Here is a 23,150-nt window from a genome sequence, read left to right as displayed (position 1 = left end):
GTGCTCAGGACTCCCTCAGCTTCGGGTTGAAGACCTCGTCGAGGCCGACGTTGGCGACGTACAGCGCGCCGACGATGGCGGTGATCCCGGCCCCCGGGGGCACGAACCACCACCACATGCCGAGTTGGAGCGCGCTCCACTGCTGGGCGCTCTGGAGCATCAGGCCGAGCGAGACGCCGCCGGTCGGTCCGAGGCCGATGAAGTCGAGCGAGGAGGCGATGAGGACGGACCCGCCGAAGAGCAGGATGAACATCATGAAGAGGTAGGAGCTCATGTTGGGCGCGATCTCGCGGAACACGATCCGCCAGGTGCCGTTGCCGCTGAGCCGGGCCAGGTCCACGAACTCGCGGGTGCGCAGGGTGAAGGTCTGCGCGCGGATGGCGCGGGCCGCCCAGGGCCAGGAGGTGAGGCCGATGAACACGCCCTGCACGGGGACGGAGCGCACGCCCAGGTACGCGTTGATGATGAGGAGCACCGCGAGCGCCGGGATGACCAGCACCACGTTGGTGACCATGGTGAGGAGTTCGTCGAGCACCCCGCCCCGGTAGCCGGCGAAGAAGCCGACGAGCATCGCGACGACCGCGGCGATGGCCCCGCCGACCGCGCCGACCAGGAAGGTGGCGCGCAAGCCGTGCACGAACTGGGCGTACACGTCCTGGCCGAAGGTGGTGGTGCCCATCCAGTACGTGGAGTCGGGCGGCGCGGCCTGCGGGCCGCCGTAGGCGTTGGGGTCGGTGGTGTCGAGCAGGGGCGGGCCGAAGAGCCCGAGGGCGAGCAGGACGAGGACGACGGTGAAGCCGATGAGCAGCTTCGGGTTGCGGACGGCGTAGTGCAGGGTCTCGCGGGCGGGTCCGGCGGCCTTCGTCGCCGGAGTGTCCCCGAGGGTTTCCGGGGTGTCCCCGGGGGCTTTTGGGGTGCTCCCGGCCGGAGGTCCGGGCGGTGCGCTCATGACTGGCCTCCTGCCATGCCGGTGCGGGTCCGGGGGTCCACGAGGACGTACACGACGTCGATGACGAAGTTGGCGATCAGCACGCCGATGACGATGAAGAGGAACGCCCCCTGGAGCAGGAAGAAGTCCTGGTTCTGGATGGCGGCGAGGATGAGCGAGCCGAGGCCGGGATAGGCGAAGACGATCTCGGTGACCAGCGCCCCGGCGACCAGCACGCCCAGCTGCAGGGCGAGTCCGGTGACCTGGGGCAGTACGGCGTTGCGGAAGGCGTAGCGCCGGATGAGCCGCTGGGGCGCGCCGAGGGCGGAGAGGTACGAGGAGTAGTCGGACTCCAACTCGTAGATGATCATGTTGCGCATGCCGATGGCCCAGCCGCCGAGCGCGACGAGGAAGAGCGAGAGGAACGGCAGCACCCAGTGGTGCGCCAGGTCGAGGACGAAGTCGAGGGTCCAGCTGGGCTGGATGTCCAGGCTGTAGCCGCCCGAGATCGGGAACCAGCCGGCCTTCGAGCCGAGGGCCCAGGCGAGGATCACCGCGATCCACATGTACGGCATCGCGGTGAGCAGGTAGCCCGCCGGGAGCACCGTGTTGTCGAGCACCTTGCGGCGGGCGGCGAGCGCACCGGCCCAGTTGCCGACGATCCAGCTGAGCAGCACCGCCGGGATCATCAGCCCCAGGGTGTACGGGAGGGCGTCGAGCAGCACGTCGGAGACGGGGGTCGGGAACACCCAGACGGAGATCCCGAAGTCGCCCTGGAACAGGGCTCCCCAGAAGTGCAGGTACTGCTGCCAGACGGGCTGGTCGAAGCCGAAGAGGTTGTTGTAGTAGGCGCGCATCGCCTCGGCCGCCTCCGGCTGGGAGACGCGGGCGCGGGAGACCATGGCGGCCACCGGGTCGCCCGGCATGAAGCGCGGGATCATCCAGTTGACGGTGACGGCGACGACGAAGGTCAGCGCGTAGACCAGCAGTTTTCGGGCGAAGTAGCGGCGCAAGGGAGCTCCCGTCGAGGTGTCCCGCCGGGGCGCGTGCGCCGTGGGGCGGCGCGCGGCGGGGCGGTGCGTTCAGAGGGCCGGGGCGGCACGGGGGACGCGGGCGGGTGCGGGCCACCGGTCGGCGGCCCGGAGGGGTGCGCGGGCGGGGGTGGGACCCCCGGGCCGGTACGGAGATACGCGGGTACGCGGGTGGGGCCCGCGGGGCAACCGGGCCGGTACGGGCGGCTGTGGACCCGCCCGGACCGGCCCGGACCGGCTCGTACCGGCCCGGCCCGGCCCGGCCCGGCCCGGCCCGCGGCTACTTCGCGGGCTTGAGCTGGGTCAGCATCTCGAAGCCGCCCATCTCCAGCCAGTTGCGCCAGAGCGCCGGGGCGTAGGCGGGCGCTCCCGGCTTGTCCGAGGGCCAGTTGGTCCAGGTGCCGGTGGTGGACTGCGACCAGAGGCCGTTGTACCAGAGGGGGATGAGCGGCATCTCGTCCAGCTGGATCTTCTGGAGCTTGCTCGTCACCGCCTTCATCCCGGCGGCGTCGTCGGTCGGCACCTGGCCGAGCTGCTGGACCAGCTTCCACGCCTCCTGGTTCTCGTACCGCCCGAAGTTCACCGTGTTCTGCTGCTTCTGGACAGGGAGTTGGAACATGTACTCGTAGTACGTCCACGGAGTGTTGGACAGCTGGCGGTCGTTGTTGAGGACGAGGTCGAAGTCGCCCTTCGCGCGCTGCTCGTTGAGCGCGTTCTGGTCGGGGAACTCCGTGGTCACGGAGATGCCCGCGGACTTGGCCCCGGCGGCGACGACCTTGGCGGCCTCCATCCAGTCGGTCCAGCCGGTGGGCACGGCCAGCTTGAGGGAGATCTTCGACCCGTCCTTGTTCTCGACGAGCCCGTCGCCGTCGGTGTCGCGGTACCCGGCGTCCGCGAGGATCTTCTTCGCGCCGGCGGTGTCGTACGAGAACCCGTCCGAGGCGACCACGCCCTTGTCGATGTACTGGTCCCACTGCGGGAGCAGTCCGGTCGGGTCGGCCTTCTTGACCAGGTCGCCGTAGACGCCCTTCACGATCTTGTCGATGTCCACGGAGGCGGCGAGCGCCTTGCGGAAGGCGGCGTCGTCCAGTGGCTTGCGGGTGGTGTTGGGCACCAGCCAGGCGGTGTTGGCGGAGAGCATGTAGGGCGGCTGGTCGTAGTAGGAGACGACCTTCTTGGCCTTGACCAGCGAGGAGGCGCCGGGCAGGAAGTTGTTGCTCAGGTCGAGCTGGCCCTGGCCGAGCTGGCCGATGACGACCTCGTTGCTCGGATTGGAGACGTCCACGATGTAGCGCGGCGCGGGCGTCATGCCGAGCGCCTTCGTGCCCCACCAGGTGTCGCGGCGCTGCCAGACCACGCGGTCCTGGGACTTGCTCTTGAGGGTGTAGGCCCCGGTGCCGACCGGCTTGTCGTTGACCCCGTTCAGGATCTCCTCCTCGGACCGGCCGCTCCACACGTGTTCGGGGACGATCGGCCGGCCGTAGAGGGTGAAGTCCCACTCCTGGTAGTGGGCGGAGGTGAAGGTGAAGCGGACGGTCGTCGCGTCGACCGCCTCGGCGGCGGAGAGCCAGCTCCACAGGGAGTGGAAGGAGGAGGCCTCGATCTTGCCGAGGCCGTAGGAGTACGCGACGTCCTGGGCGGTGAGCGGCTCGCCGTCGGACCAGGTGATCCCGGGCCGCAGCTTCACCTCGTAGGTCTTCGCGTCCTTCCAGGCGCCGGACTCGGCGAGCCAGGGGGTCAGCTTCCCGGCGTTCGGGTCGAAGTGGAACAGCGTCTCGTAGACCAGTCCCTTGGTGCCGGTGGCGTGGTCCCAGTCGCGCAGCGGGTTGTAGTTGGCCGGAGGCCCCCACTGCGTACCGGTGGTGTAGAGCGTCTCACCGCGCGGTAACGAACCGCCCTGCGCGCCGCCCGGACCCTTGCCCGTCGCCGGGCTCCCTCCGGTGCACGCGGTGGCGGTGAGCGCGATCACGGCGAGTGCGCAGGCGATCCGCACCCGGATACCCGTACCCATAGCCCTTCCTCTCCCCGCCGTCCCTGCGAGCGGAGTCACTGAACCGGGTAAGTGCCGTGAAGGTATGGGGGCCTCGATGGCGTGTCAAGGGTTTGCGGGAGCGCTCCCACCCTTTCCCTGTACGGGAGTTGACGGTACGTTCGAGTCGAGCGGAGGGAGTTCGAGGACGCCCGGAGGCGGCGAGAACCCCGCCGCACGGGGGGTGGCCAGGGGTTACGATGCCGATGGCCATGAACCGGTTAAGCGAGGTCACCTTGCCCAAGAACCGCCCGACGATCGCCGACATCGCGCTGCGCGCCGGGGTCTCCAAGGTCGCGGTGTCCTACGCGCTCAACGACCGTCCTGGGGTCTCCCCGGCCACCCGCGCCGCCATCAAGGCCATCGCCGAGGAGATCGGCTGGCAGCCCAACAGCGCGGCCCGCGCACTCACCCGCGCCCGCGCGGACACGGTCGGCCTGGCGCTCTCCCGCCCCGCCCGGATGCTGGGGGTGGAGCCGTTCTTCATGGAGCTGATCAGCGGCATCGAGAGCGAACTCTCCGCCGGAGGCTGCGCGTTGCTGCTCCAGGTGGTGAGCGGACCGGCGCAGGAGCTGGAGGTGTACCGGCGCTGGTGGGGCGAGGGCCGGGTGGACGGGGTGTTCCTCGCCGACCTGCGCGAGCCGTACCCGGGCGAGCCGGACCCGCGCGTCACGGGCGTCGCCGCGCTCGGGCTGCCCGCCGTCGCGATCGGCCACCCCTCGGCCGCCGGTCCGCTGGTGCCGGTGTGGTCCGACGACGCGGCGGCGCTCCGCGACACCCTGGCGTACCTCCACGCGCTCGGCCACCGCCGGGTGGCCCGCGTCGCCGGGCTCGCGGAGCTGACGCACACCCGGCTCCGCGACCGCGAACAGCACCGGACGTGCGCCGAACTCGGCCTGGGCGCACCGGTGGTGGTGCACACCGACTACTCCGGGGACGAGGGCGCGCACGCGACCCGCCGGCTCGTCAGCGCACCGGACCGGCCGACCGCGATCATCTACGACAACGACATCATGGCCGTCGCGGGGCTCTCGGTCGCCCAGGAGATGGGCCTTGAGGTGCCCGCCGACCTCTCGCTGGTCGCCTGGGACGACTCGCAGCTCTCGCAGGTCGTCCGGCCGCCGCTGACCGCGCTGAGCCGGGACATCCCGGCGTACGGGGCGCTGGCCGCACGCACCCTGCTGACCCTGGTCGCCGAGGGCGCGGCCGAGGCGAGCGAGGACCCCGCCGCCCGTCTCGTCCCGCGCGGCTCGACGGCCCCACCGCGCTGACCTGGCGGTTCGCCGCCGGGCCGCCGCGCCGGACCGGCGGTACGCCGCCACCCGGCCCCGGTGTCATACCGGAGGAGGAGGCGGGTCCCACCCCGGTGCGACTCAAGAGTGCCACCGGAACGGGCACCGGGGCTGACGACCGGGGCGGCGGGCGCGGGGAGGATGGGAGGGCCCCGAAGGTACCGCCGGTCCGGCCCCGGACCCGTCCCGGGGCCGTCGCACTCCACCCCCGTCCCCTCAGGAGCGTCCCTGTGACCACCGCACCCCCCGTCCCCCGTGCCACCGGCGTCGCCGCGCGCGCCACGGAGCTGTCGAAGGTCTACGGCCAGGGCGAGACCCAGGTGGTCGCGCTGGACCGGGTCTCCGTGGACTTCCCGCAGGGCGAGTTCACCGCGATCATGGGCCCCTCCGGCTCCGGCAAGTCCACGCTGATGCACTGCGTGGCCGGGCTCGACACGTTCAGTTCCGGGTCGGTGCGCATCGGCGACACGGAGCTCGGTTCGCTCAAGGACAAGCAGCTCACCCAGCTCCGCCGGGACAAGATCGGGTTCATCTTCCAGGCGTTCAACCTGCTGCCTACGCTGACCGCGCTGGAGAACATCACGCTCCCGATGGACATCGCGGGCCGCAAGCCGGACGCCGCCTGGCTGCAGCAGGTCATCGACATGGTCGGCCTCTCGGACCGGCTGAAGCACCGGCCGACCCAGCTCTCCGGCGGCCAGCAGCAGCGGGTCGCGGTGGCCCGCGCGCTGGCCTCGCAGCCCGAGATCATCTTCGGCGACGAGCCGACCGGGAACCTCGACTCCCGGTCCGGCGCGGAGGTCCTGGGCTTCCTGCGCAACTCCGTGCGCGAGCTGGGCCAGACCGTCGTGATGGTGACCCACGACGCCGTCGCCGCCTCCTACGCGGACCGGGTGATCTTCCTCGCGGACGGCGCGGTCGTCGACGAGATGGCGCGGCCCACGGCCGACGGCGTGCTGGACCGGATGAAGGCGTTCGACGCCAAGGGCCGCACCAGCTGACCCCGGGCGGGCGCGTCGGCCCTCACGCGGCAGAGCGGCGACGCCCTTCCGCCGCACCGCCCCCGGCCCCCGTCCCCGTACAGCCCCGTCCCGTCCCGTTCCCGTACGGCTCCGCCTCCGCACGGCCCCGTTCCCGTACCGCCCCCGTACCCCGGGCGTGCCGCGCCCTTCCCCGGGCGCCCCCGGACCTCATCCCAGGACACACACATGTTCCGTACCGCCCTGCGCAATGTGCTGGCGCACAAGGCCAGGCTGTTGATGACCGTGCTCGCGGTCATGCTCGGCGTCGCCTTCGTCTCCGGCACGCTGATCTTCACCGACACCCTCGGCAACGCCTTCCGCAACCAGTCCGCCAAGAGCTACGACGACGTCGCCGTCGCCATCTCGACCTCGGGAGGCCACCGCGACGGCGGTACCCCCGAAGGCATCGACGCGGCGACCCTGGAGAAGATCCGGGCGCTGGACGGCGTCGCCGGGGTCACCGGGCGGGTCTCCGGATTCGCCGGGGCAGCCGACCGCGACGGCAAGCTCATCGGCAGCGGCTGGTCCACCAGCGGCGGCAACTTCGCCCCCGGCAAGGACGGCGAGGACCCCGCGTACACCTTCACCTCCGGTGACGGACCGGCGAAGGACGGCCAGATCGCCCTGGACCGGGCCTCCGCCGACAAGGGCGGCTACCACGTCGGCGACACGGTGCGCGTGGCGACCAACGGGCCCGTGAAGGAGTACGCCCTCACCGGCGTCTTCACCACCGAGGACGGCGCGGTCAACGCGGGCGGCAGCCTGGTCCTCTTCCAGGAGGCCACCGCGCAGCGGCTGTTCCTGCGGGCCGGTGAGTTCCAGGAGGCCACCGTCACCGCGGCCCCCGGCGCCTCGGACACCGCGCTGCTGGCCGAGGTGAAGTCCCTGCTGCCCAGCGGCGCCGACGCCCGCACCGGGCAGGCGCTCGCCGACGAGCAGGCGAAGCAGATCGAGGACGGGCTGGGCAATCTCGACACGATCCTGCTGGTCTTCGCCGGGATCGCGCTCTTCGTCGGCGTCTTCCTGATCGCCAACACCTTCAGCATGCTGATCGCCCAGCGCACCCGGGAGCTGGCGCTGATGCGTGCCGTCGGCGCGTCCCGTCGGCAGGTGAAGCGGTCGGTGCTGATGGAGGCGGCCGTGGTGGGCCTCGTCGCCTCGGCGGTCGGCTTCGCGGTGGGTACCGGCCTGGCCGCCGCGCTGCGCTCCGCGATGGGTCTGATCGGCGGGAAGATTCCGGCCGGTCCGCTGGTGATCGCCCCGGGCACGGTACTCGCCGCCTTCGCGGTGGGCGTCCTGATCACCGTGTTCGCCGCCTGGCTGCCCGCCCGCCGGGCCGCGAAGATCGCCCCGGTGGCCGCGATGAGCAGTGTGCACGCGGTGGCCGGCACCCGTTCGCTGGTCGTGCGGAATTCGATCGGCGGCGCCGTCGCCCTGCTGGGGGCGGCCGGGATCGTCGGCGGCGCCGCCGCGGCGGACGGAAACGGCCGGAAGCTGATCGCCGCCGGCGCCTTCCTGGCCCTGATCGGGATCATCGTGCTGATCCCGCTGCTGTCGCGGCCGTGCATCGCGCTCGTCCGCCCGCTGCTGACCCGGGTGTTCGGCGTGTCCGGGAAGCTGGCCGCGCAGAACGCGGTGCGCAACCCGCGCCGCACCGGTGCCACCGCCTCGGCCCTGGCGATCGGGCTGACCCTGGTCACCGGCATCTCGGTGCTGGGCGTCACCCTCGGCCAGGCGGTCGACCGGATGACGACGGACAACATCAAGGCCGACTACCTGGTCTCGATGGCGAGCGGCGACGCGCTGGACTCGTCCGCCCTGACCGCGCTGCGGAAGGCCGACGGCATCACCGCCGTCTCCCCGCAGCAGGCGAACTGGCTCACGGTCGGCGGCAAGCACCACGCGGCGTCCGGCGTCACCCCGGGCGACGTGGAGAAGCTCTTCGCGCTCAAGACGGTCACCGGTTCGCTGGACTCGCTCGCCGAGGGCCGGATCGCGGTCGACGACGACACCGCCCGGAACAACCACTGGAAGGCCGGTGACACCCTGCCGGTGACCTTCGAGGACGACAAGAAGGGCGAGGTGACGATCGGCGCGGTCTACGAGGCCAACGAGTTCGTCTCCCCCGTCCTGCTCCCGGAGGACCTCGCGAACGCCCACACCGAGACCGCCGACATCCGGGAGATCTGGCTGACGACCGAGGGCGGCGCCTCCGCCGCGAACGAGCAGGCCGTCGTGGACGCACTGGGCGACAACCCGGCGATGACCGTGATGGACCGGCAGGACATGCGGGACATGTTCGGCGGCTTCGTGAACCTGGCGCTGAACATCATGTACGGCCTGCTGGCGATGGCTCTGCTCATCGCGGTGCTCGGGGTGGTCAACACCCTGGCGATGTCGGTGTTCGAGCGCAAGCAGGAGATCGGGATGCTGCGGGCGATCGGCCTGGACCGGGCCCGCGTCAAGCGGATGATCCGGCTGGAGGCCGTGGTGATCTCGCTCTTCGGCGCGCTCGTCGGCGTCCTGCTCGGGACGTTCCTGGGGTGGGCGATCGGCCGGACGATCGCCGCAGCACTCCCCCAGTACGAGCTGGTCATCCCGTGGGGCCGCATCGGGATCTTCCTGCTGCTGGCCGCGCTGGTCGGCGTCCTCGCCTCGCTCTGGCCCGCCCGCAGCGCCGCGCGGCTGAACATGCTGACGGCGATCAAGACGGAGTGACCGATCAAGACGGAGTGACCGAGGGTCCGTTACGGGCCTTCCGGGGGCTTACCGTCCGGGGGCTTACGGGGCGCACCGGGGCCCTCGACGGCCCTGACCGCCTTGACGGAAACCAGGGGCCGGAGACCGCCATTTTCGACGCGGTCTCCGGCCCCTGGTGCGTACAGCCCCCTTGCGCGGGGTGTGCCGCCGGGCGGGTCAGTCGGTGGCGGAGGCCGTCCAACGGCGGGAGCGGGCCGGCATGCGGGAGTGTCCGGCGTCCGTCGGCTTGACCGCGAGGATCTGGTTGACGCCGATCTTGTTGTGCTCGAAGGAGAGGGCGGACGCCGCCATGTAGAGCCGCCAGACCCGGGCCCGTCCGGGCGAGGTGGCCGCGACCGCGGCGCTCCAGTTGTCCTCAAGGTTCGCGACCCACTGACGCAGCGTCAGCGCGTAGTGTTCGCGCAGCGCTTCGACGTCACGGGCCTCGAAACCCGCTTCCTCCAGAATCCCCAGCGTCCGCCCCACCGGGGCGAGTTCGCCGTCGGGGAAGACGTAGGCGTCGATGAACTCATCGATCTGGTAAGCATCTTCGTCCTTCTCGGGACGGCGGGCGATCTGGTGGTTGAGCAGCCTGCCGCCGGGCTTGAGGAGGGCGAAGAGGTCGTCGGCGTACTCGCGGTAGCGGACCGAGCCGACGTGTTCGGCCATGCCGATGGAGGAGATCGCGTCGTAGGGCCCGTCGCGCACGTCCCGGTAGTCCTGCACCCGGATCTCGACGCGGTCCGTCAGCCCTTCCTCGGCGACCCGCTTGCGGGCGTAGGCGGCCTGTTCGACGGAGAGGGTCACGCCGGTGACGACGGCGCCGTACTCGCGGGCCGCGTGGATGGCCATGGAGCCCCATCCGCACCCGACGTCCAGCAGGCGGTCGCCCTCCTTGAGGGCGAGCTTGCGGCAGACCAGGTCGAGCTTGTCGCGCTGGGCGTCCTCCAGGGTGCCGCCGTCCTCCCAGTAGGCGCAGGAGTAGACCATGGACGGGCCGAGGACCATCTCGTAGAAGTCGTTGCCCACGTCGTAGTGGTGACTGATGGCCTCCTTGTCCCGGCGCCGGGTGTGCAGCGGTCCGGTGCGGCGGCGGTGCATCTCCTCGGCGGGCGGAGCGGGCGGCGGGTAGGGGCCCGCGAGCTGGGCGAGGCCCTTCGCGAAGGCCCGGACCTTCGGGTCGCGCAGCGGGTGGACGGCGTCCTTGGCGTCGACGCCCCGCTCCCAGAGGAGAGAGGCGATGCTGTCGAGCGCCTCGTACAGATTGCCCTCGACGTCGATCTCGCCCGCCACCCAGCCCCGGGCCAGACCCAGCTCGCCCGGCTTCCAGAGCAGTCGGCGCAGCGCGCGGCGGTGGCGGATGACGAGAGCGGGGGCGTCCGGCGGTCCGGCCTCACTGCCGTCCCAGGCCCGGATACGGACCGGAAGACGTTCTCCGAGCAGATCCGTGAGAAGAGCGGTCAGCCGCGACGCGGCGTCTGCCATGGCGCACACCTCCGTGGTGGTGTTTCCCAAAATGCCCATATGCGTACACATGCATCATCGCCCCGCCGGTGCGCACCAACGCCACGCCGAGGTAACACATGCGTCAACTCTGGCCGGAGCCACCGTCATCCCGCTACTGGGCAATGCTTGGGCAAAGTGCATGTAGTCACCAAGTATCCGTCGCGGGCGACGCCTCTTCCCTCAGGGAGCACCCGCCCGGGTACGCCGAAGGGGCCGCCCGCACCACGGATGGCGGACGGCCCCTTCGGGTCGCACTGGTACTACAGGTCATGCGGGGTCGTGCGGATCGCGCACGTGCCGAAGGCTCCTCGGTGGACGGAGCCGACGCGCCCTCGCGGGAGCGCCGCCGGGGTCAGGAGGCCTTGGCCTTCTCGCCCTCGGGCTTCGCGGCGGCGGGAGCCGGAGCCGGCTTGGCCGCCTCGTAGAACTCCTCGCGCGGCGTCTCCATGGCACCCAGGGAGACGACCTCACGCTTGAGGAACATCGCGAGGGTCCAGTCGGCGAAGACGCGGATCTTGCGGTTGAACGTCGGCATCGCCATGCCGTGGTAGCCACGGTGCATGTACCAGGCGAGACGGCCCTTGAGCTTGATCTTCACCTTGCCCATGACGATCATCGCGACGCCCTTGTGCAGGCCGAGACCGGCGACCGCACCCTTGTTGGCGTGGCTGTACTCCTTCTGCGGGAAGCCCCGCATGCCGGAGACCACGTTGTCGCCGAGGACCTTGGCCTGGCGCAGCGCGTGCTGGGCGTTCGGCGGGCACCAGGCGTTCGGGTTGCCGGCGCGGCGGCCGACCATGTCCGGGACCTGGGCGTTGTCGCCGGCGGCCCAGATGTAGTCGGTGCCCTGAACCTGGAGCTTCTCGCTGGTGTCCACGTGGCCACGCGGGCCGAGCGGCAGACCGAAGCGGGAGAGCGCCGGGTTCGGCTTCACACCGGCGGTCCACACGATGGTGCTGGAGTCGACCTCGAGGCCGTTCTTCAGCACGACGTGACCGTCGACGCAGCTGTCCATGGAGGTGGAGAGGTAGATCTCCACGCCACGGCTCTCCAGGTGCTCCTTGCCGTAGGCGCCCAGCTTCGGGCCCACCTCGGGCAGGATCTTGTCGGCGGCGTCGACAAGGATGAAGCGCATGTCCTCGCGCTTGACGTTCGTGTAGTACTTGGCCGCGTCCCGGGCCATGTCCTCGACCTCACCGACGGTCTCCGCACCGGCGAAGCCACCGCCGACGAAGACAAAGGTCAGCGCCTTGCGGCGGATCTCCTCGTCGGTCGTGGAGTCAGCCTTGTCCAGCTGCTCCAGGACGTGGTTGCGCAGGCCGATGGCCTCCTCGATGCCCTTCATGCCGATGCCCTGCTCGGCGAGGCCGGGGATCGGGAAGGTGCGGGAGACCGCGCCCATCGCGATGACGAGGTAGTCGAACGGCAGCTCATAGGCCTCGCCGACGATCGGCGCGACCGTGGCGACCTTGCGCTCCTGGTCGATGGTCGTCACACGACCGGTGAGAACCTCAGCCTTGGGCAGCACGCGTCGCAAGGGGACGACGACATGCCGAGGCGAGATGCTGCCTGCGGCAGCTTCGGGGAGGAAGGGCTGGTACGTCATGTACGAGCGCGGGTCGACAACCGTGACGGTCGCCTCTCCGTAGCGCATCTTCTTGAGAATGCGTCGAGCTGCGTACAGGCCTACGTACCCACCGCCTACAACGAGGATCCTGGGACGCTCCGTGGTGCTCATGCAATCGAGTATCCACCCAGCCCCGGGGGGTACCTCGTGAGCCCCTTCACAAGGTTGGGTGCCCCCTCTGCTACACTGCGCGGCCCGCGTGACCCAGGTCATGGTCCACACGGGGAACCACAGCCTCGTGGCGAACGTTGTTCACCGCCTGTGAGCTGGCCCTTGGCCCCGGAACGACAGCCCGTAGCGTCCCTTTCGCCCCCTCCGCATCCCCCGCGCGCACCACGCGGGGGACACCCGCGCGTAGCGCACAAAACGTACGCACAGGCCCATTCGAACCCGTGAGAGCGAAGAACTTGGCCCGTCGGGACCGAATTCCTTGTGAAGAACTTCACGAAGGTCGCGGCGGCACCTCCCCGGACGACCCCTCCGACCCCCTCGTCACCCGTCGGAACGCCTCAGTAAAGCATCAGAAGTGCAGGCCGGGCCGCATGTGAGCGCACGCATCCCGGGAGGTGAGGTTGCGCGCCGGGAGGGTCCCGGGCGAGGTCACGGGCCGGGCCGACGGGCGGACCGGCGGCCGGACGCGCGGACCCGCCCCGGGTGCGCACACACTGGACATATGACCACAAGGAGAACCGTGACGGTCCGGGAGGCCTGCGCGGACCCCGCCGCCCCCATCGACCACGCCGAGCAGGGCGAACCCACGGTGATCACGCGCGACGGCACCCCGGTGGCCGCCGTGGTGCCGATCGCGGACTTCGAGGCCCTGGAGGAGGCGGCCGACGTGCTCGACATGGAGGCGGTGCTCTCCGGGGTCGACCCCACCACGACCGTGGCCGAACTGCTGACGGACGTCCTCGGGGACCACTCGGGGGCGGCGGAGGAAGAAGACAAGGACGAGGACGAGGACGGCGACGAGCGAGACGGCGGAGAGGGCGGAACCGGGGACGGGAAGCGCTGAGTGCGGCTGGCCGTGTTCGCGCCGGGAGGCGTCCGCAGGTGCGCGATGCCCATCCTTCCCGGACGACCTGCGGGGACCCCTCCGGTGCCGCGCCCGGCACTAGAGTGGGGACGAGGCACGCGTCCGTGGACCGCAACGTGGAGGAGCTGACCATGAGCACTGCCCCGAATCTGTCTCTCCCGCCGCGCGGCCCCGAGGAGCCCCATCCCCTGCGGACGATCCGAGAGATCCGGGAGTCTCTGCCCGAACACCAACTCGCCCATTTCGATGCCGAACTGGCCGACACCGACATCGATGCCTTGCCCGGCATACTTCACCGCTGGGCGACCCTGGGCCGCGACAGCTTTCTCGACCAGCTCACGGCAACCCCGTTCGAGGGCCTGGAGTTCGGACAGCGGTCGTACGACGATGCGGCGGGCAGCGAGTGATCCATCTGCTCGACACCAATGTCGTCGCCGAGCTCACCACTCGACCGAGACCCGCACCAGCCGTTGTCGCCTGGGCCCTCTCGGTTCCCTCCCCGTCCCTCCAGCTCAGCGTCATCACCATCGCGGAGATCGAGGCGGGCATCGAGCGGATGCCCGCCTCGGAGCGACGCACCGCATTCGGCCTTGCGCTCATGAACATCCGTAGCCAGTACCGGGGCCGGATCGCCTCTGTCGGTGAGCGGGAGGCACTCGCGTATCTCGCCCTCCACCGGAAGCTCAAAAGCGCCGGAACCAGCATCGATCCGCCCGACGCGCTGATCGCCGCCACCGCCTTGGCGAACGACTGGACGCTGGTGAGCCGCAACACCAAGCACCTGGCTCGATCAGGCGCGCGTCTTCTCAACCCCTGGGACTACCGGGGATAGGCCGTCGAGCCGGAGCCCACCCACGCGAGGCACCCGCAGGCTCCGGCCCACGGGTGCCTTCCACAGCCTCCCGTCCGCGGACGGGGTCTCCGGCTCGTGGACCGACCGCGCTCCCTCCTCGGCCGCGACCTCCGCGCCCCGCGCCCTCCTCAGTCGCGGCGCCGGACGTACAGCCGGTTGCCCTTCGGGCCGGTCCACTCCACCCGGACGACCCCGGGCACGGCGGCGTCGGCGAGGCGGGAGGCGTTGGACCAGTAGCCGACGTTCGGGTTGCGGAAGAAGGTCGCCCACAGCTGCCCGCGGTGGTCCTCGAAGAAGTTGTTGTGCCCGGCGCCGACGCCGACGGTCCAGCGCTGCGAGTACGGCCCCTCGAAGGTGTCGGAGACGGCGGCGACGGCGTCGTACTGGTACTGGACGCGTCCGGCCGCCGCGGTGTCGTAGCCCTGGCGGGTGGTGCCGTCGGCGTTGACCGAGGTCCGGTCCCAGGCGGCCTGGAGCAGGAAGTACTTGCCGCCGTACTTGAACACGTACGCGCCTTCGAGGTACGGCTCGGGCGCGTAGGGCGTCTGGCGGAACGCCGGGAGGCCCGTCGCGGGGACGATGTCCTCCATGTCGTCGCGGAACCTGGCGTACAGGTTGTTGTGCAGCACCAGCCAGGCGTCGTCGCCCTCGGAGTACAGGCTGCCGTCGATGTGGTGGTACGCACCGGGCGCGATGAAGGCGGGTCCGCCGATGAAGGAGTCCCCGAACGGCTTGTCGAGATTGCCCTCGATCAGCCGGTACGGGCCCTCCACGCCCCCCTCACTGACGAGCAGGAACGAGCCGACCTTCCGGGAGTGGTCACCCATGCACGCGACGATGTACCAGGTGTCGCGGAAGCGGTGCACCTCCGGCGCCCATGCCTCGCCGCGCTTGCCGAACTGGCTGTCGTACCAGTACTCCTGCCAGGGGGCGACGACCGTGCGGCCGGGCCGGTTCTCGTCCACGAACTCGGGCGACCACACCTTGCCCTTCTCCGCGCCGGGGCGGATTCCGGTCGTGTCCGCCAGTTTCCAGGGCCCCTTGAGGTCGCGCGCCGTCCACACGAAGATGCCGTCGTTCCAGGGTCCGGCGATGTCGAGACCCGGCACCCGCGTGGTGCCCGTGGCGACGTACAGCGGACGGCCGTCGACCTCGAAGCAGTTGACGTACGTGTCGCGCATCCAGACCCGCCCGAGCTCTTCGTCCCGCGGGCGCAACTCCAGTGGCAGAACGAAGGAGTTGTCCTCCCTCGGCCAAAGGTCCTCGCGGACGTCGGCGGTGCCGTAGGGGGCGGGATCGGGCCAGTTCGCGGGGTACCTCCCCCGGCCACCGGAAGCGCCCTTCGGTACCGCGTGTGCGGCGGACTCGGAGCCGGCGGACACGTGCGGCGCGGCCTGCGCCGCCTGCGCGGGCAGGGCCACCGCCGCCCCCAGCCCGGCGGCTCCGGCCAGCAGGGCGCGGCGCCCGACGGGCGGCAGGTTCTCGTGGCTGTTCATCGGTCAGCTCTCCTTCGTCGGGAGTACGGGACGCCGGGCGCGGGCACCGCGCGCCCGCATCAAGTGCGGGCGCAGGAAGAGGCGTTCAACCCGGCGCACGGCACGCAGCGGGGCGCGACGCCGCCGCGGCACGGACAGCCGCAGTCCAACGCCCGCTGCGGGCAGGGAAATCGAAAGGTCAGCGCGAACCCGGACAGTCGGTCCACCCGTGGCACGGCACTCCCGCACGGGGCGCCACACCTCGCTCGGAGCGAGTCGACGCAGTGACCTCGGATGGCATGCGACCAGCATGGGAAGCCCTGATGATCTACGTCAAGGGGTCGCCGATTTAATCCGGATGCCCTGGGCGTGTGTCGGAAGTGGCGCCGTCCGCCCGGAGGCCGGACAGGCGGGACTTTCGACACACGCCCGAGGCCGTGACCCGGCTCACGGCCCGATCGGCGGCACCGGGATCTGCGACAGGCCAACGGCCCGGGTGAACGCCGCCGCCCCCGGACGGAAACCTCACCGATCCGTCGGCGCGCGATGGGATCGGCCACGCGCTCGGGCTGCCGGCGGGAGCCACTGAAGGGATGAGCCGCTGCCGCATGCGTACGAGATGCCTACCAGACGCCCACGAGATCGCGCTCAGGCCGCCAAGAGCGCGATCCCGTCGAGTATTGCCCCCGAAGTGCGCTTCGCTCGACTCGGCACGTGTACACACTGGCGCGTACACTCTTTTCATGACTGAGACGACCGCGACCGTGCGAGAAGCCCGCGCCCACCTCGCGGACCACATCAATCGCGCCGAGGAGGGAACACCCACGGTGATCACCCGTAACGGGGAGCCCGTGGCCGCCGTGGTGCCGATCTCCGACTACTACGCGCTGGAGGACGCGGCGGACGTCTTGCTGGCGCGGGAAGCGGAGGCGGTCCTGGCCGAGGGCGGCCCGACCGTGACCATGGCCGAGTTGCTGGCCGATCTGTTCACCGAACGCTCCGAAGGCGCGGCGTGAAGTACGCGTTCCGGTTCACCGCCGCGGCACAGCGACAACTCCGTGCCATCGACCGGCCTGCCGCCATGCGCATCCTGGCCGCGCTGACCGCGCTCGGCGAAGATCCGTACCGCGAAGACGCCGACGTCAAGAAACTTGTCGGCTCCTCAGGTCTCTACCGCCTCCGGGTCGGGAACTACCGGGTCGCCTACCAGATCGAGAACGACGAACTGGTGATCCCCGCCGTCAAGGTCGGCGACCGGCGCGACGTCTACCGCAGCACCTGAGACAGAGGACGGGCCCGGGAGCGCCACGCCCCGGGCCCGTCCACCACTCAGCGGATCACTCGCCGCCGAGCGTCGCCGCTCCAAGGGCGATCCCGTCCAGAATGTCGTGCTCGCTGACCACGATCTCCTTCGCCCCCGTGCGCCGCATCAGGGCCTGGAGGATCAGGGCGCCCGAGGCGATGACGTCGACCCGGCCTGGGTGCATCGCGGGGATCGCGGCGCGTTCGGCGTGGGTGGAGGCGAGCAGGCGGGTGGTGATCTCCTCCACGCGGGCCAGCGGGATCCGGGAGTGGTGGATGGCCTCGGAGTCGTACTCCTTCAGGTCCAGCGCGATCGCGGCGATGGTGGTGACCGTACCGGCGAGGCCGACGAGAGTGGTGGCCTCGGTGAACGGGACGGTCTCGGCGGCGAGGTCGAGGGCCGCGTCGATGTCGGCGCGGATCGCGGCGATCCGGGCCTCGGTCGGCGGGTCGATCTTCGCGCCGTCCTGGACGAGGTGGCGCTCCGTCATGCGGACGCAGCCGATGTCGACCGAGCGGGCGGCGCGGACCGTCTCGTCGCCGAGGACGAACTCGGTGGAGCCGCCGCCGATGTCGACCACGAGGTACGGGGAGGCGAAGCCGTGGCCGCTGTTGGCGTGGAGCTCCTTGGTGGCGCCGTCGAAGGAGAGCTGGGCCTCCTGGTCGCCGGTGATCACCTCGGGCTCGACGCCGAGGATCTCGTGGACGCCCCGGACGAAGTCGGCGCTGTTCTCGGCGTCGCGGGAGGCGGAGGTGGCGACGAAGCGGATCTTCTCGGCGCCCAGCTCCTCGATGGCCCCGGCGTACTCGCGGCAGGCGGCGAACGTACGCTCCAGGGCCTCGGGGGCGAGGCGGCCGGTGCGGTCGACGTCCTGGCCGAGGCGGACGATCCGCATCCGGCGGTCCAGCTCGGTGAAGCCACCGGTGGCGGGGTCGATGTCGGCGACGAGCAGCCGGATGGAGTTGGTGCCGCAGTCGACGGCGGCGACGCGGGTGGTGGTCACGCGGACTCCTCGGCGGGCTTTTCGGGGGTGCACGGGGTCACGCAGGGGCCCTTGGCCCACCACTCGGGGAGCATGGCGATGGCTTCGTCGCCGAGCGGGTTCACGCCGGGTCCCGCGGCCAGCGAGTGCCCGACGAGGACGTGCAGGCACTTCACCCGGTCCGGCATGCCGCCGGCGCTGGGGAAGCCTTCCAGGACCTCGATGGCGTCGCGGCGGGCGATGTAGTCCTCGTGCGCGGCGCGGTAGGAGGCGGCGAGCTCCGGGTCGGTGCCCAGGCGCTCGGTCATCTCCTTCATGACGCCGTTCGCCTCCAGCGTGCCGATCGCGGAGGCGGCACGCGGGCACGTCAGGTAGTACGTCGTCGGGAACGGCGTGCCGTCCTCAAGACGGGGCTGGGTCTCCACCACGTCCGGGTTGCCGCAGGGGCAGCGGTGCGCGATGGCGCGCAGCCCGCGCGGCGGCCGTCCGAGCTGCTGCTCGAACGCGGCGATGTCCGCGTCGGTGGGCGGAGTGGATTCGGTCTGCGGAGGGGGCGTGTCCATGCCTGCCTTGGTTCTGCTCGGAGGTGCTGCCGTGGAGTGCGGTACGGAAAAGGGCGCGGGTGCGTCGCGACGGGTGCGCGCGTCCGCTCGGACCAGTGTGCCTGGCGGACCGGTGTGCCCGGCCCGGCGGGGCGCGGCTCAGCCGCCGTGGGAGGAGTCGTCCGCGTCGCTGCCGGAGCCGTCCGCGCTGTCCACGCCGTCCCAGAGGTTGGCGTCCCAGGAGCGGCCGTCGGCGCCGGGTTCGCCCCGGTCGTCGGCCGCCGCGTCGGGGTCGACGACGGTGTAGCCGGTCTCGCCGGGGAGTACGTAGTGGAGGTGTTCGCGGGCGAGGCGGCGGATGTACGCGTCGTCCTGGAGGCGGGCCTTCTCGTCCCGCAGCTCCTCGGCGCGCTTCCCGGCGTCCTGGAGGGTCCGCTCCTGGTCGGCGATCTCCTCGCGCTGGGAGACGTACTGCCGCATCGGGTACGCCAGCGCCACGATCAGGGTGCAGACGATCAGGGCCAGGAACGCGGCGCGGCCGGTGAGCCGGGAGCGGTGGGCCTGGCGGCGGTTCTGGGAGCGGTAGACGCGGGCCGCCGTCTGCTCGCCGAGCAGCCGCAGCCTGGTCGCGGTGGAGAACCGGTCGCGGTCCTTCACGGCCATGTTCATGCCTCCCCGTCACGCACGTCCGTCCCCGCACACGGTACGGGACCGAGTGCGGGGACGGACGGAGGCTGGTGGAGCGGGCCCTCGCGGGCCGCGGATCAGCCCTTGAAGCGGGGGAACGCCGAGCGGCCGGCGTACACCGCGGCGTCGTCGAGGATCTCCTCGATGCGCAGCAGCTGGTTGTACTTGGCGACGCGGTCCGAGCGGGCCGGGGCGCCGGTCTTGATCTGGCCGCAGTTCACGGCGACGGCGAGGTCGGCGATGGTGACGTCCTCGGTCTCACCGGAACGGTGGGACATCATGCACTTGAAGCCGTTGCGCTGGGCGAGCTCGACGGCGTCCAGGGTCTCGGTCAGCGAACCGATCTGGTTGACCTTGACGAGCAGGGCGTTGGCCGAGCCCTCCTCGATGCCGCGGGCGAGGCGCTCGGGGTTGGTCACGAAGAGGTCGTCGCCGACGATCTGGACCTTGGAGCCGAGCTTGTCGGTGATGACCTTCCAGCCGGCCCAGTCGTCCTCGTACAGCGGGTCCTCGATGGAGACCAGCGGGTACGCGGAGACGAGCTCCTCGTAGTACTCGGTCATCTCGGCGGCCGAGCGGGACTTGCCCTCGAACTCGTACGTGCCGTCCTTGTAGAACTCGGACGCGGCGACGTCGAGCGCGAGCGCGATGTCGCGGCCGGGGACGAAGCCGGCCTCCTTGATGGCCTCGACGATGAGGTCGAGGGCGGCGCGGTTGGACTCGAGGTTCGGGGCGAAGCCGCCCTCGTCGCCGAGGCCGGTGGAGAGGCCCTTGGTCTTGAGGACCTTCTTCAGCGTGTGGTACGTCTCGGCACCCCAGCGAAGGGCCTCGGAGAAGGACTCCGCGCCGATCGGGGCGATCATGAACTCCTGGATGTCGACGTTGGAGTCGGCGTGCGACCCACCGTTGAGGATGTTCATCATCGGAACGGGCAGCAGGTGCGCGTTCGGGCCGCCGAGGTAGCGGAAGAGCGGGAGGTCGGAGGCCTCGGAGGCGGCGTGCGCGACGGCCAGCGAGACGCCGAGGATGGCGTTGGCGCCGAGCGAGCCCTTGTTCTCCGTGGCGTCCAGGTCGGACATCGCCTGGTCGATCAGGCGCTGCTCGGTGGCGTCGTAGCCGACGAGCTCCGGGCCGATCTGCTCGATGACGGCGAGGACGGCCTTCTCGACACCCTTGCCCAGGTAACGCTTGGGGTCACCGTCGCGAAGCTCGACGGCCTCGAAAGCGCCGGTGGAGGCGCCGGACGGAACGGCAGCACGGCCCGTGCTGCCGTCGTCGAGACCAACTTCGACCTCGACCGTGGGGTTACCCCGCGAGTCGAGGATTTCCCGGGCTACGACGACGTCGATGGACGGCACGAGCATCTCCTTCTGGGATGTGACGCTGACTGTGCGGGGCTCTTGAGCCTTGCGACTAGAGCCTAACCGGACACAGGACATCGGCCAGCCGACCGTCCGTCCAGTGACACGGCGAGCCTACACATTGTTTCCGTACGGAACATAACGTGCGGCGGTACGGCGTCCGGCGGTCTGCCGTACGTCCGGAAAAGGGAGCCCCTTCTCCTTCTCCTCCGGGGCCGCCGCGCGGACGGCGCGTGCCGGAAAAGGCCCTGGCCCGGCGTGCGGGGGGAGTGCGCGCCGGGCCAGGGAGTGGGAAAGGGGTGCCGCCGGACACCCCCGTTCCGGGGAGGAGAGGTTCGTGACTACTTCAGGTGGAGCTGCTGACCCGGGAAGATGAGGTCGGCGTCCTCGACGATGTCGTGGTTCAGCTTGAACAGCTTCTGCCAGCCGCCCTTGACCCCCTGCTTCTCGGCGATGGTGCTGAGGGTGTCACCGGCGACGACCTTGTACTCGCCGTCGCCCTTCTCGACCTTGTCGCCGGTGGGCGTGGTGACGGTCTCGGACTTCTCGGCGGCGGGACGCTCCTCGCTGCGGGAGGCGGCCTGCGCGTCGGTGGAACGGTCCGACTGGGCCGAGGAGGCGCTGTCGGTCGAGGTGCTCGCGGAGGTGTCGGTGCTCGCGGAGGAGGAGCCCGTGTCGACGCCCGGGTCCACACCGTCGTTGGTGAGGTTGCCGGCACCGGCGCAGGACCAGGCGCCCGGACCCTGCATGTCGAGCAGCACCTCGGCGGTGGCGATCTGCTGCTCCTTGGTGGCCAGGTCGGCGCGGGGGGCGTACTTCGTACCGCCGGCGGCGGCCCAGCTGGACTGCGAGAACTGCAGACCGCCGTAGTAGCCGTTGCCGGTGTTGATGGACCAGTTGCCACCGGACTCGCACTGGGCGACGGCGTCCCAGGTGGCGACGGAGGCGGCGGAGGCGTTGGTGGCGCCCATCAGCGGGAGGGCGATGGCGGCACCGGCGACGCCGGCGAGCGTGGCCACACGGACGGCCTTGGACGAACGGCGGTGCTTACCCTTGCTGGACAGCAGCATGGAAGATCTCCTCACCGACGCCTGCGAGGTGAGCTGTCGGGTTCGGGCCAATGAGTTGCCCGGCCACACGTCCTTGCGTGTGGCTTCACCCCTAGCTGGTCCCGGCCCGCCCGTCGTTTCCGACGGGCCGTCCGATTCCGGCGGCTTACCTGGGTCCCCCGCTCCTGCCTACGGCGCTTTCGCGTCTGTTCCCTTCGACCGACGGCAGGATTCGGCGTGACGGTCGACGGGGCCCGCGGTGCGAGCGGCTCTGACCGTAAACAGAGGGAACCCCCACATTCAATGATGGACATATCAGACAATCAGACCTTACTGGCCACGCCTGAATAACCGTTTCCGCAGGTCAAAGCGGACATCTGCGAACCCCCGTGACCGCGACACGCCCAAACAGCGAAGAGACCCATGTCTCACTTTCGCAAAAGCGGACATAGGCCCCTTAACTGCCCCTCTTTTCGGGCGGTTTTCCCGAATTTGATCAGTTGGCGGGGGCGGTCTCCGCCGTGTCGGGAACGGTCTCCGGCGTGTCGGAAGTGGTCGCGCTCTCCGTGGAGGCGGTCGACGTCCCTCCGGTGGCCGTCTGCGTGGACAGGTCGAGCTCCTGGCCCGGCAGGATCAGGTCGGGGTTCGAGCCGATCACGTCCTCGTTGGCCTGGTAGAGCTCGGTCCAGCCGTCCGTCAGGTGCTGGGCGTCGGCGATCGCCCAGAGGTTGTCGCCGGACTGGACCGTGTACGTCCCGTCCGTCGCGAGCGCCGCGTCGTCGCGCGCGTCGCTGTCGCCGCGCGAGGCGTGCCGGCCGGACTCGCGCGAGGCGTCGGCGGCGGCCTCGTCCGGGTCGGGCGTGCCGCGGTGCTTGCCGCCCGTCGCGGTGTCACCGGTCGCCGCGTCCGTCGCGCTGTCGCTCGTACCCGCCGTCGCGCCGCCCTTCGCCCCGCCCTTGCCGGGGGTGGTGCTGCCCGGGGTGGCCGAGCCGGAGGGCGAGGGGGTGGCGGAGGCGTCGGGGCTCGGCGTGGCGCTGCTGCCGGTCGAGCCCGTCGAACCGGTCGTGCCGTTCGAGCCGGAGGCACCGGTCGCGTCCGACGTGTCCTGCGACCCGGTGGCGCCGGTCGAGGCGGGTGCGCCGCCCGCGTCCGGGATCGTGCCCGCCGAGGCGCCCGCGTCCGCCGCGGAGACGGAACCCGGGTCCACCCCGATGAGCGAGCCTGCGGGAGCGAGGCCGGAGATCACCGCGCACCCGGGCCACGCCTGCGGGCCCTTGGCGTCGAGGACCTTCTCCGCCACGGCTATCTGCTGGGTGCGGCTCGCGAGATCCGCGCGCTGCGCGTACTCCGTACCGCCGTAGGCCGCCCAGGTCTCCTGGGAGAACTGCAGTCCGCCGTAGTAACCGTTGCCGAAGTCGGCGCTCCAGGTGCCGCCGCTCTCGCATTCGGCGACCTTGTCCCAGGTGGTCGTGTCCGCGGCGCCGGCGCTGCCCGCGGCGAGGAGCGGAATCGCGAGGGCGGAGCCTGTCACGCCGGCTGCGACGACGATGGCGGGTGCCTGGCGAGGGCGGCGGTGTCTGCCGTTCGCGGAGCCCATGGGAGTGCCTTCCGTGTGACTGACGGGTGAACTGATGCGTCGAACCGTGAACCTAGCGGGACTCGAACGTGCGTCACAAGTCGATGCCTCG

The 23,150-nt window shown here is 70.8% G+C and carries 19 protein-coding genes, 1 pseudogene and 1 riboswitch; of the genes and pseudogenes, 8 read left to right on the top strand and 12 right to left on the bottom strand.

Translation table 11 applies throughout. From position 1 onward, the window contains the following. Nucleotides 1-4 precede the first annotated feature (4 nt). From ACFWEE_RS03510 to ACFWEE_RS03500, 3 genes are all read right to left on the bottom strand, one after another. The gene (locus ACFWEE_RS03510; RefSeq protein ID WP_386885990.1) at nucleotides 5-949 is read right to left on the bottom strand and encodes an ABC transporter permease; all 945 of its coding nucleotides are present in this window, start codon (nucleotides 947-949) and stop codon (nucleotides 5-7) included. Next, nucleotides 946-1,941: an ABC transporter permease gene (locus tag ACFWEE_RS03505; protein WP_327177516.1), complete on the bottom strand. Its 996-nt coding sequence runs from the start codon at nucleotides 1,939-1,941 to the stop codon at nucleotides 946-948. The genes ACFWEE_RS03510 and ACFWEE_RS03505 overlap by 4 nt, the downstream gene beginning before the upstream one ends. A gap of 298 nt (nucleotides 1,942-2,239) precedes the next feature. Further along, on the bottom strand, nucleotides 2,240-3,970 hold the full coding sequence (locus ACFWEE_RS03500) for an ABC transporter substrate-binding protein (protein ID WP_386885988.1): 1,731 nt from the start codon (nucleotides 3,968-3,970) through the stop codon (nucleotides 2,240-2,242). A 254-nt stretch (nucleotides 3,971-4,224) separates the two neighbouring features. Between ACFWEE_RS03500 and ACFWEE_RS03495 the strand changes: the two genes are divergently transcribed. From ACFWEE_RS03495 to ACFWEE_RS03485, 3 genes are all read left to right on the top strand, one after another. After that, on the top strand, nucleotides 4,225-5,259 hold the full coding sequence (locus ACFWEE_RS03495) for a LacI family DNA-binding transcriptional regulator (protein WP_386886154.1): 1,035 nt from the start codon (nucleotides 4,225-4,227) through the stop codon (nucleotides 5,257-5,259). 251 nt (nucleotides 5,260-5,510) lie between these two features. Further along, complete coding sequence (locus ACFWEE_RS03490; protein WP_327177514.1) at nucleotides 5,511-6,281, top strand: ABC transporter ATP-binding protein; 771 nt, start codon at nucleotides 5,511-5,513, stop codon at nucleotides 6,279-6,281. Between the two features lie 207 nt (nucleotides 6,282-6,488). After that, a complete protein-coding gene (locus tag ACFWEE_RS03485; protein WP_386885987.1) occupies nucleotides 6,489-9,020 on the top strand; it encodes an ABC transporter permease in 2,532 nt (843 codons plus the stop codon). Between the two features lie 198 nt (nucleotides 9,021-9,218). On the opposite strand, the gene ACFWEE_RS03480 is transcribed toward ACFWEE_RS03485, so the two are convergent. After that, entirely contained in the window at nucleotides 9,219-10,526 is a 1,308-nt protein-coding gene (locus tag ACFWEE_RS03480; protein WP_386885986.1) for a class I SAM-dependent methyltransferase, read from the bottom strand. Between the two features lie 373 nt (nucleotides 10,527-10,899). Continuing rightward, a complete protein-coding gene (locus ACFWEE_RS03475; protein ID WP_386885984.1) occupies nucleotides 10,900-12,285 on the bottom strand; it encodes an NAD(P)/FAD-dependent oxidoreductase in 1,386 nt (461 codons plus the stop codon). 562 nt (nucleotides 12,286-12,847) lie between these two features. Between ACFWEE_RS03475 and ACFWEE_RS03470 the strand changes: the two are divergent. The 3 genes and pseudogenes from ACFWEE_RS03470 to ACFWEE_RS03460 all read left to right on the top strand — a co-directional run. Continuing rightward, nucleotides 12,848-13,111 (top strand): annotated as a pseudogene (locus tag ACFWEE_RS03470) (type II toxin-antitoxin system Phd/YefM family antitoxin); the annotation flags it as partial. A gap of 230 nt (nucleotides 13,112-13,341) precedes the next feature. Next, nucleotides 13,342-13,617 (top strand): hypothetical protein, encoded by a 276-nt coding sequence (locus tag ACFWEE_RS03465; RefSeq protein WP_386885982.1) that lies wholly within the window; start codon nucleotides 13,342-13,344, stop codon nucleotides 13,615-13,617. After that, entirely contained in the window at nucleotides 13,614-14,042 is a 429-nt protein-coding gene (locus ACFWEE_RS03460) for a type II toxin-antitoxin system VapC family toxin (protein WP_386885980.1), read from the top strand. Before ACFWEE_RS03465 ends, ACFWEE_RS03460 begins: the two co-directional genes overlap by 4 nt. A gap of 149 nt (nucleotides 14,043-14,191) precedes the next feature. On the opposite strand, the gene ACFWEE_RS03455 is transcribed toward ACFWEE_RS03460, so the two are convergent. After that, nucleotides 14,192-15,559 carry a family 43 glycosylhydrolase gene (locus ACFWEE_RS03455; protein WP_386885978.1) on the bottom strand — a complete coding sequence of 456 codons (1,368 nt, stop codon included), beginning with the start codon at nucleotides 15,557-15,559 and terminating at the stop codon, nucleotides 14,192-14,194. A 722-nt stretch (nucleotides 15,560-16,281) separates the two neighbouring features. Between ACFWEE_RS03455 and ACFWEE_RS03450 the strand changes: the two genes are divergently transcribed. After that, on the top strand, nucleotides 16,282-16,554 hold the full coding sequence (locus ACFWEE_RS03450) for a type II toxin-antitoxin system Phd/YefM family antitoxin (protein ID WP_386885976.1): 273 nt from the start codon (nucleotides 16,282-16,284) through the stop codon (nucleotides 16,552-16,554). Next, nucleotides 16,551-16,820, top strand: coding sequence for a type II toxin-antitoxin system RelE/ParE family toxin (locus ACFWEE_RS03445; protein WP_386885974.1), 270 nt, complete (start codon nucleotides 16,551-16,553; stop codon nucleotides 16,818-16,820). Before ACFWEE_RS03450 ends, ACFWEE_RS03445 begins: the two co-directional genes overlap by 4 nt. Before the next feature lie 55 nt (nucleotides 16,821-16,875). Here ACFWEE_RS03445 and ACFWEE_RS03440 read toward each other — a convergent pair whose 3' ends face one another. From ACFWEE_RS03440 to ACFWEE_RS03415, 6 genes are all read right to left on the bottom strand, one after another. Then, the gene (locus ACFWEE_RS03440) at nucleotides 16,876-17,844 is read right to left on the bottom strand and encodes an exopolyphosphatase (RefSeq protein ID WP_386885972.1); all 969 of its coding nucleotides are present in this window, start codon (nucleotides 17,842-17,844) and stop codon (nucleotides 16,876-16,878) included. After that, nucleotides 17,841-18,386, bottom strand: a complete 546-nt coding sequence (locus ACFWEE_RS03435; protein ID WP_327177504.1) for a DUF501 domain-containing protein — start codon at nucleotides 18,384-18,386, stop codon at nucleotides 17,841-17,843. The genes ACFWEE_RS03440 and ACFWEE_RS03435 overlap by 4 nt, the downstream gene beginning before the upstream one ends. A gap of 138 nt (nucleotides 18,387-18,524) precedes the next feature. Then, nucleotides 18,525-19,028: a septum formation initiator family protein gene (locus ACFWEE_RS03430; protein WP_386886152.1), complete on the bottom strand. Its 504-nt coding sequence runs from the start codon at nucleotides 19,026-19,028 to the stop codon at nucleotides 18,525-18,527. Between the two features lie 101 nt (nucleotides 19,029-19,129). After that, the gene (gene eno, locus ACFWEE_RS03425) at nucleotides 19,130-20,416 is read right to left on the bottom strand and encodes a phosphopyruvate hydratase (protein ID WP_386885970.1); all 1,287 of its coding nucleotides are present in this window, start codon (nucleotides 20,414-20,416) and stop codon (nucleotides 19,130-19,132) included. Nucleotides 20,417-20,754: 338 nt separating this feature from the next. After that, a complete protein-coding gene (locus ACFWEE_RS03420) occupies nucleotides 20,755-21,483 on the bottom strand; it encodes a transglycosylase family protein (protein WP_386885968.1) in 729 nt (242 codons plus the stop codon). 3 nt (nucleotides 21,484-21,486) lie between these two features. After that, nucleotides 21,487-21,669, bottom strand: a riboswitch (cyclic di-AMP (ydaO/yuaA leader). Between the two features lie 289 nt (nucleotides 21,670-21,958). Further along, complete coding sequence (locus ACFWEE_RS03415) at nucleotides 21,959-23,059, bottom strand: transglycosylase family protein (protein ID WP_386885966.1); 1,101 nt, start codon at nucleotides 23,057-23,059, stop codon at nucleotides 21,959-21,961. Between the last annotated feature and the right edge of the window lie 91 nt (nucleotides 23,060-23,150).

Source organism: Streptomyces sp. NPDC060184 (assembly GCF_042728795.1).
Taxonomy (GTDB): domain Bacteria; phylum Actinomycetota; class Actinomycetes; order Streptomycetales; family Streptomycetaceae; genus Streptomyces.
The sequence above is the reverse complement of the archived record's forward strand: the minus strand, read 5'-3'. Positions and strand labels throughout refer to the sequence as shown.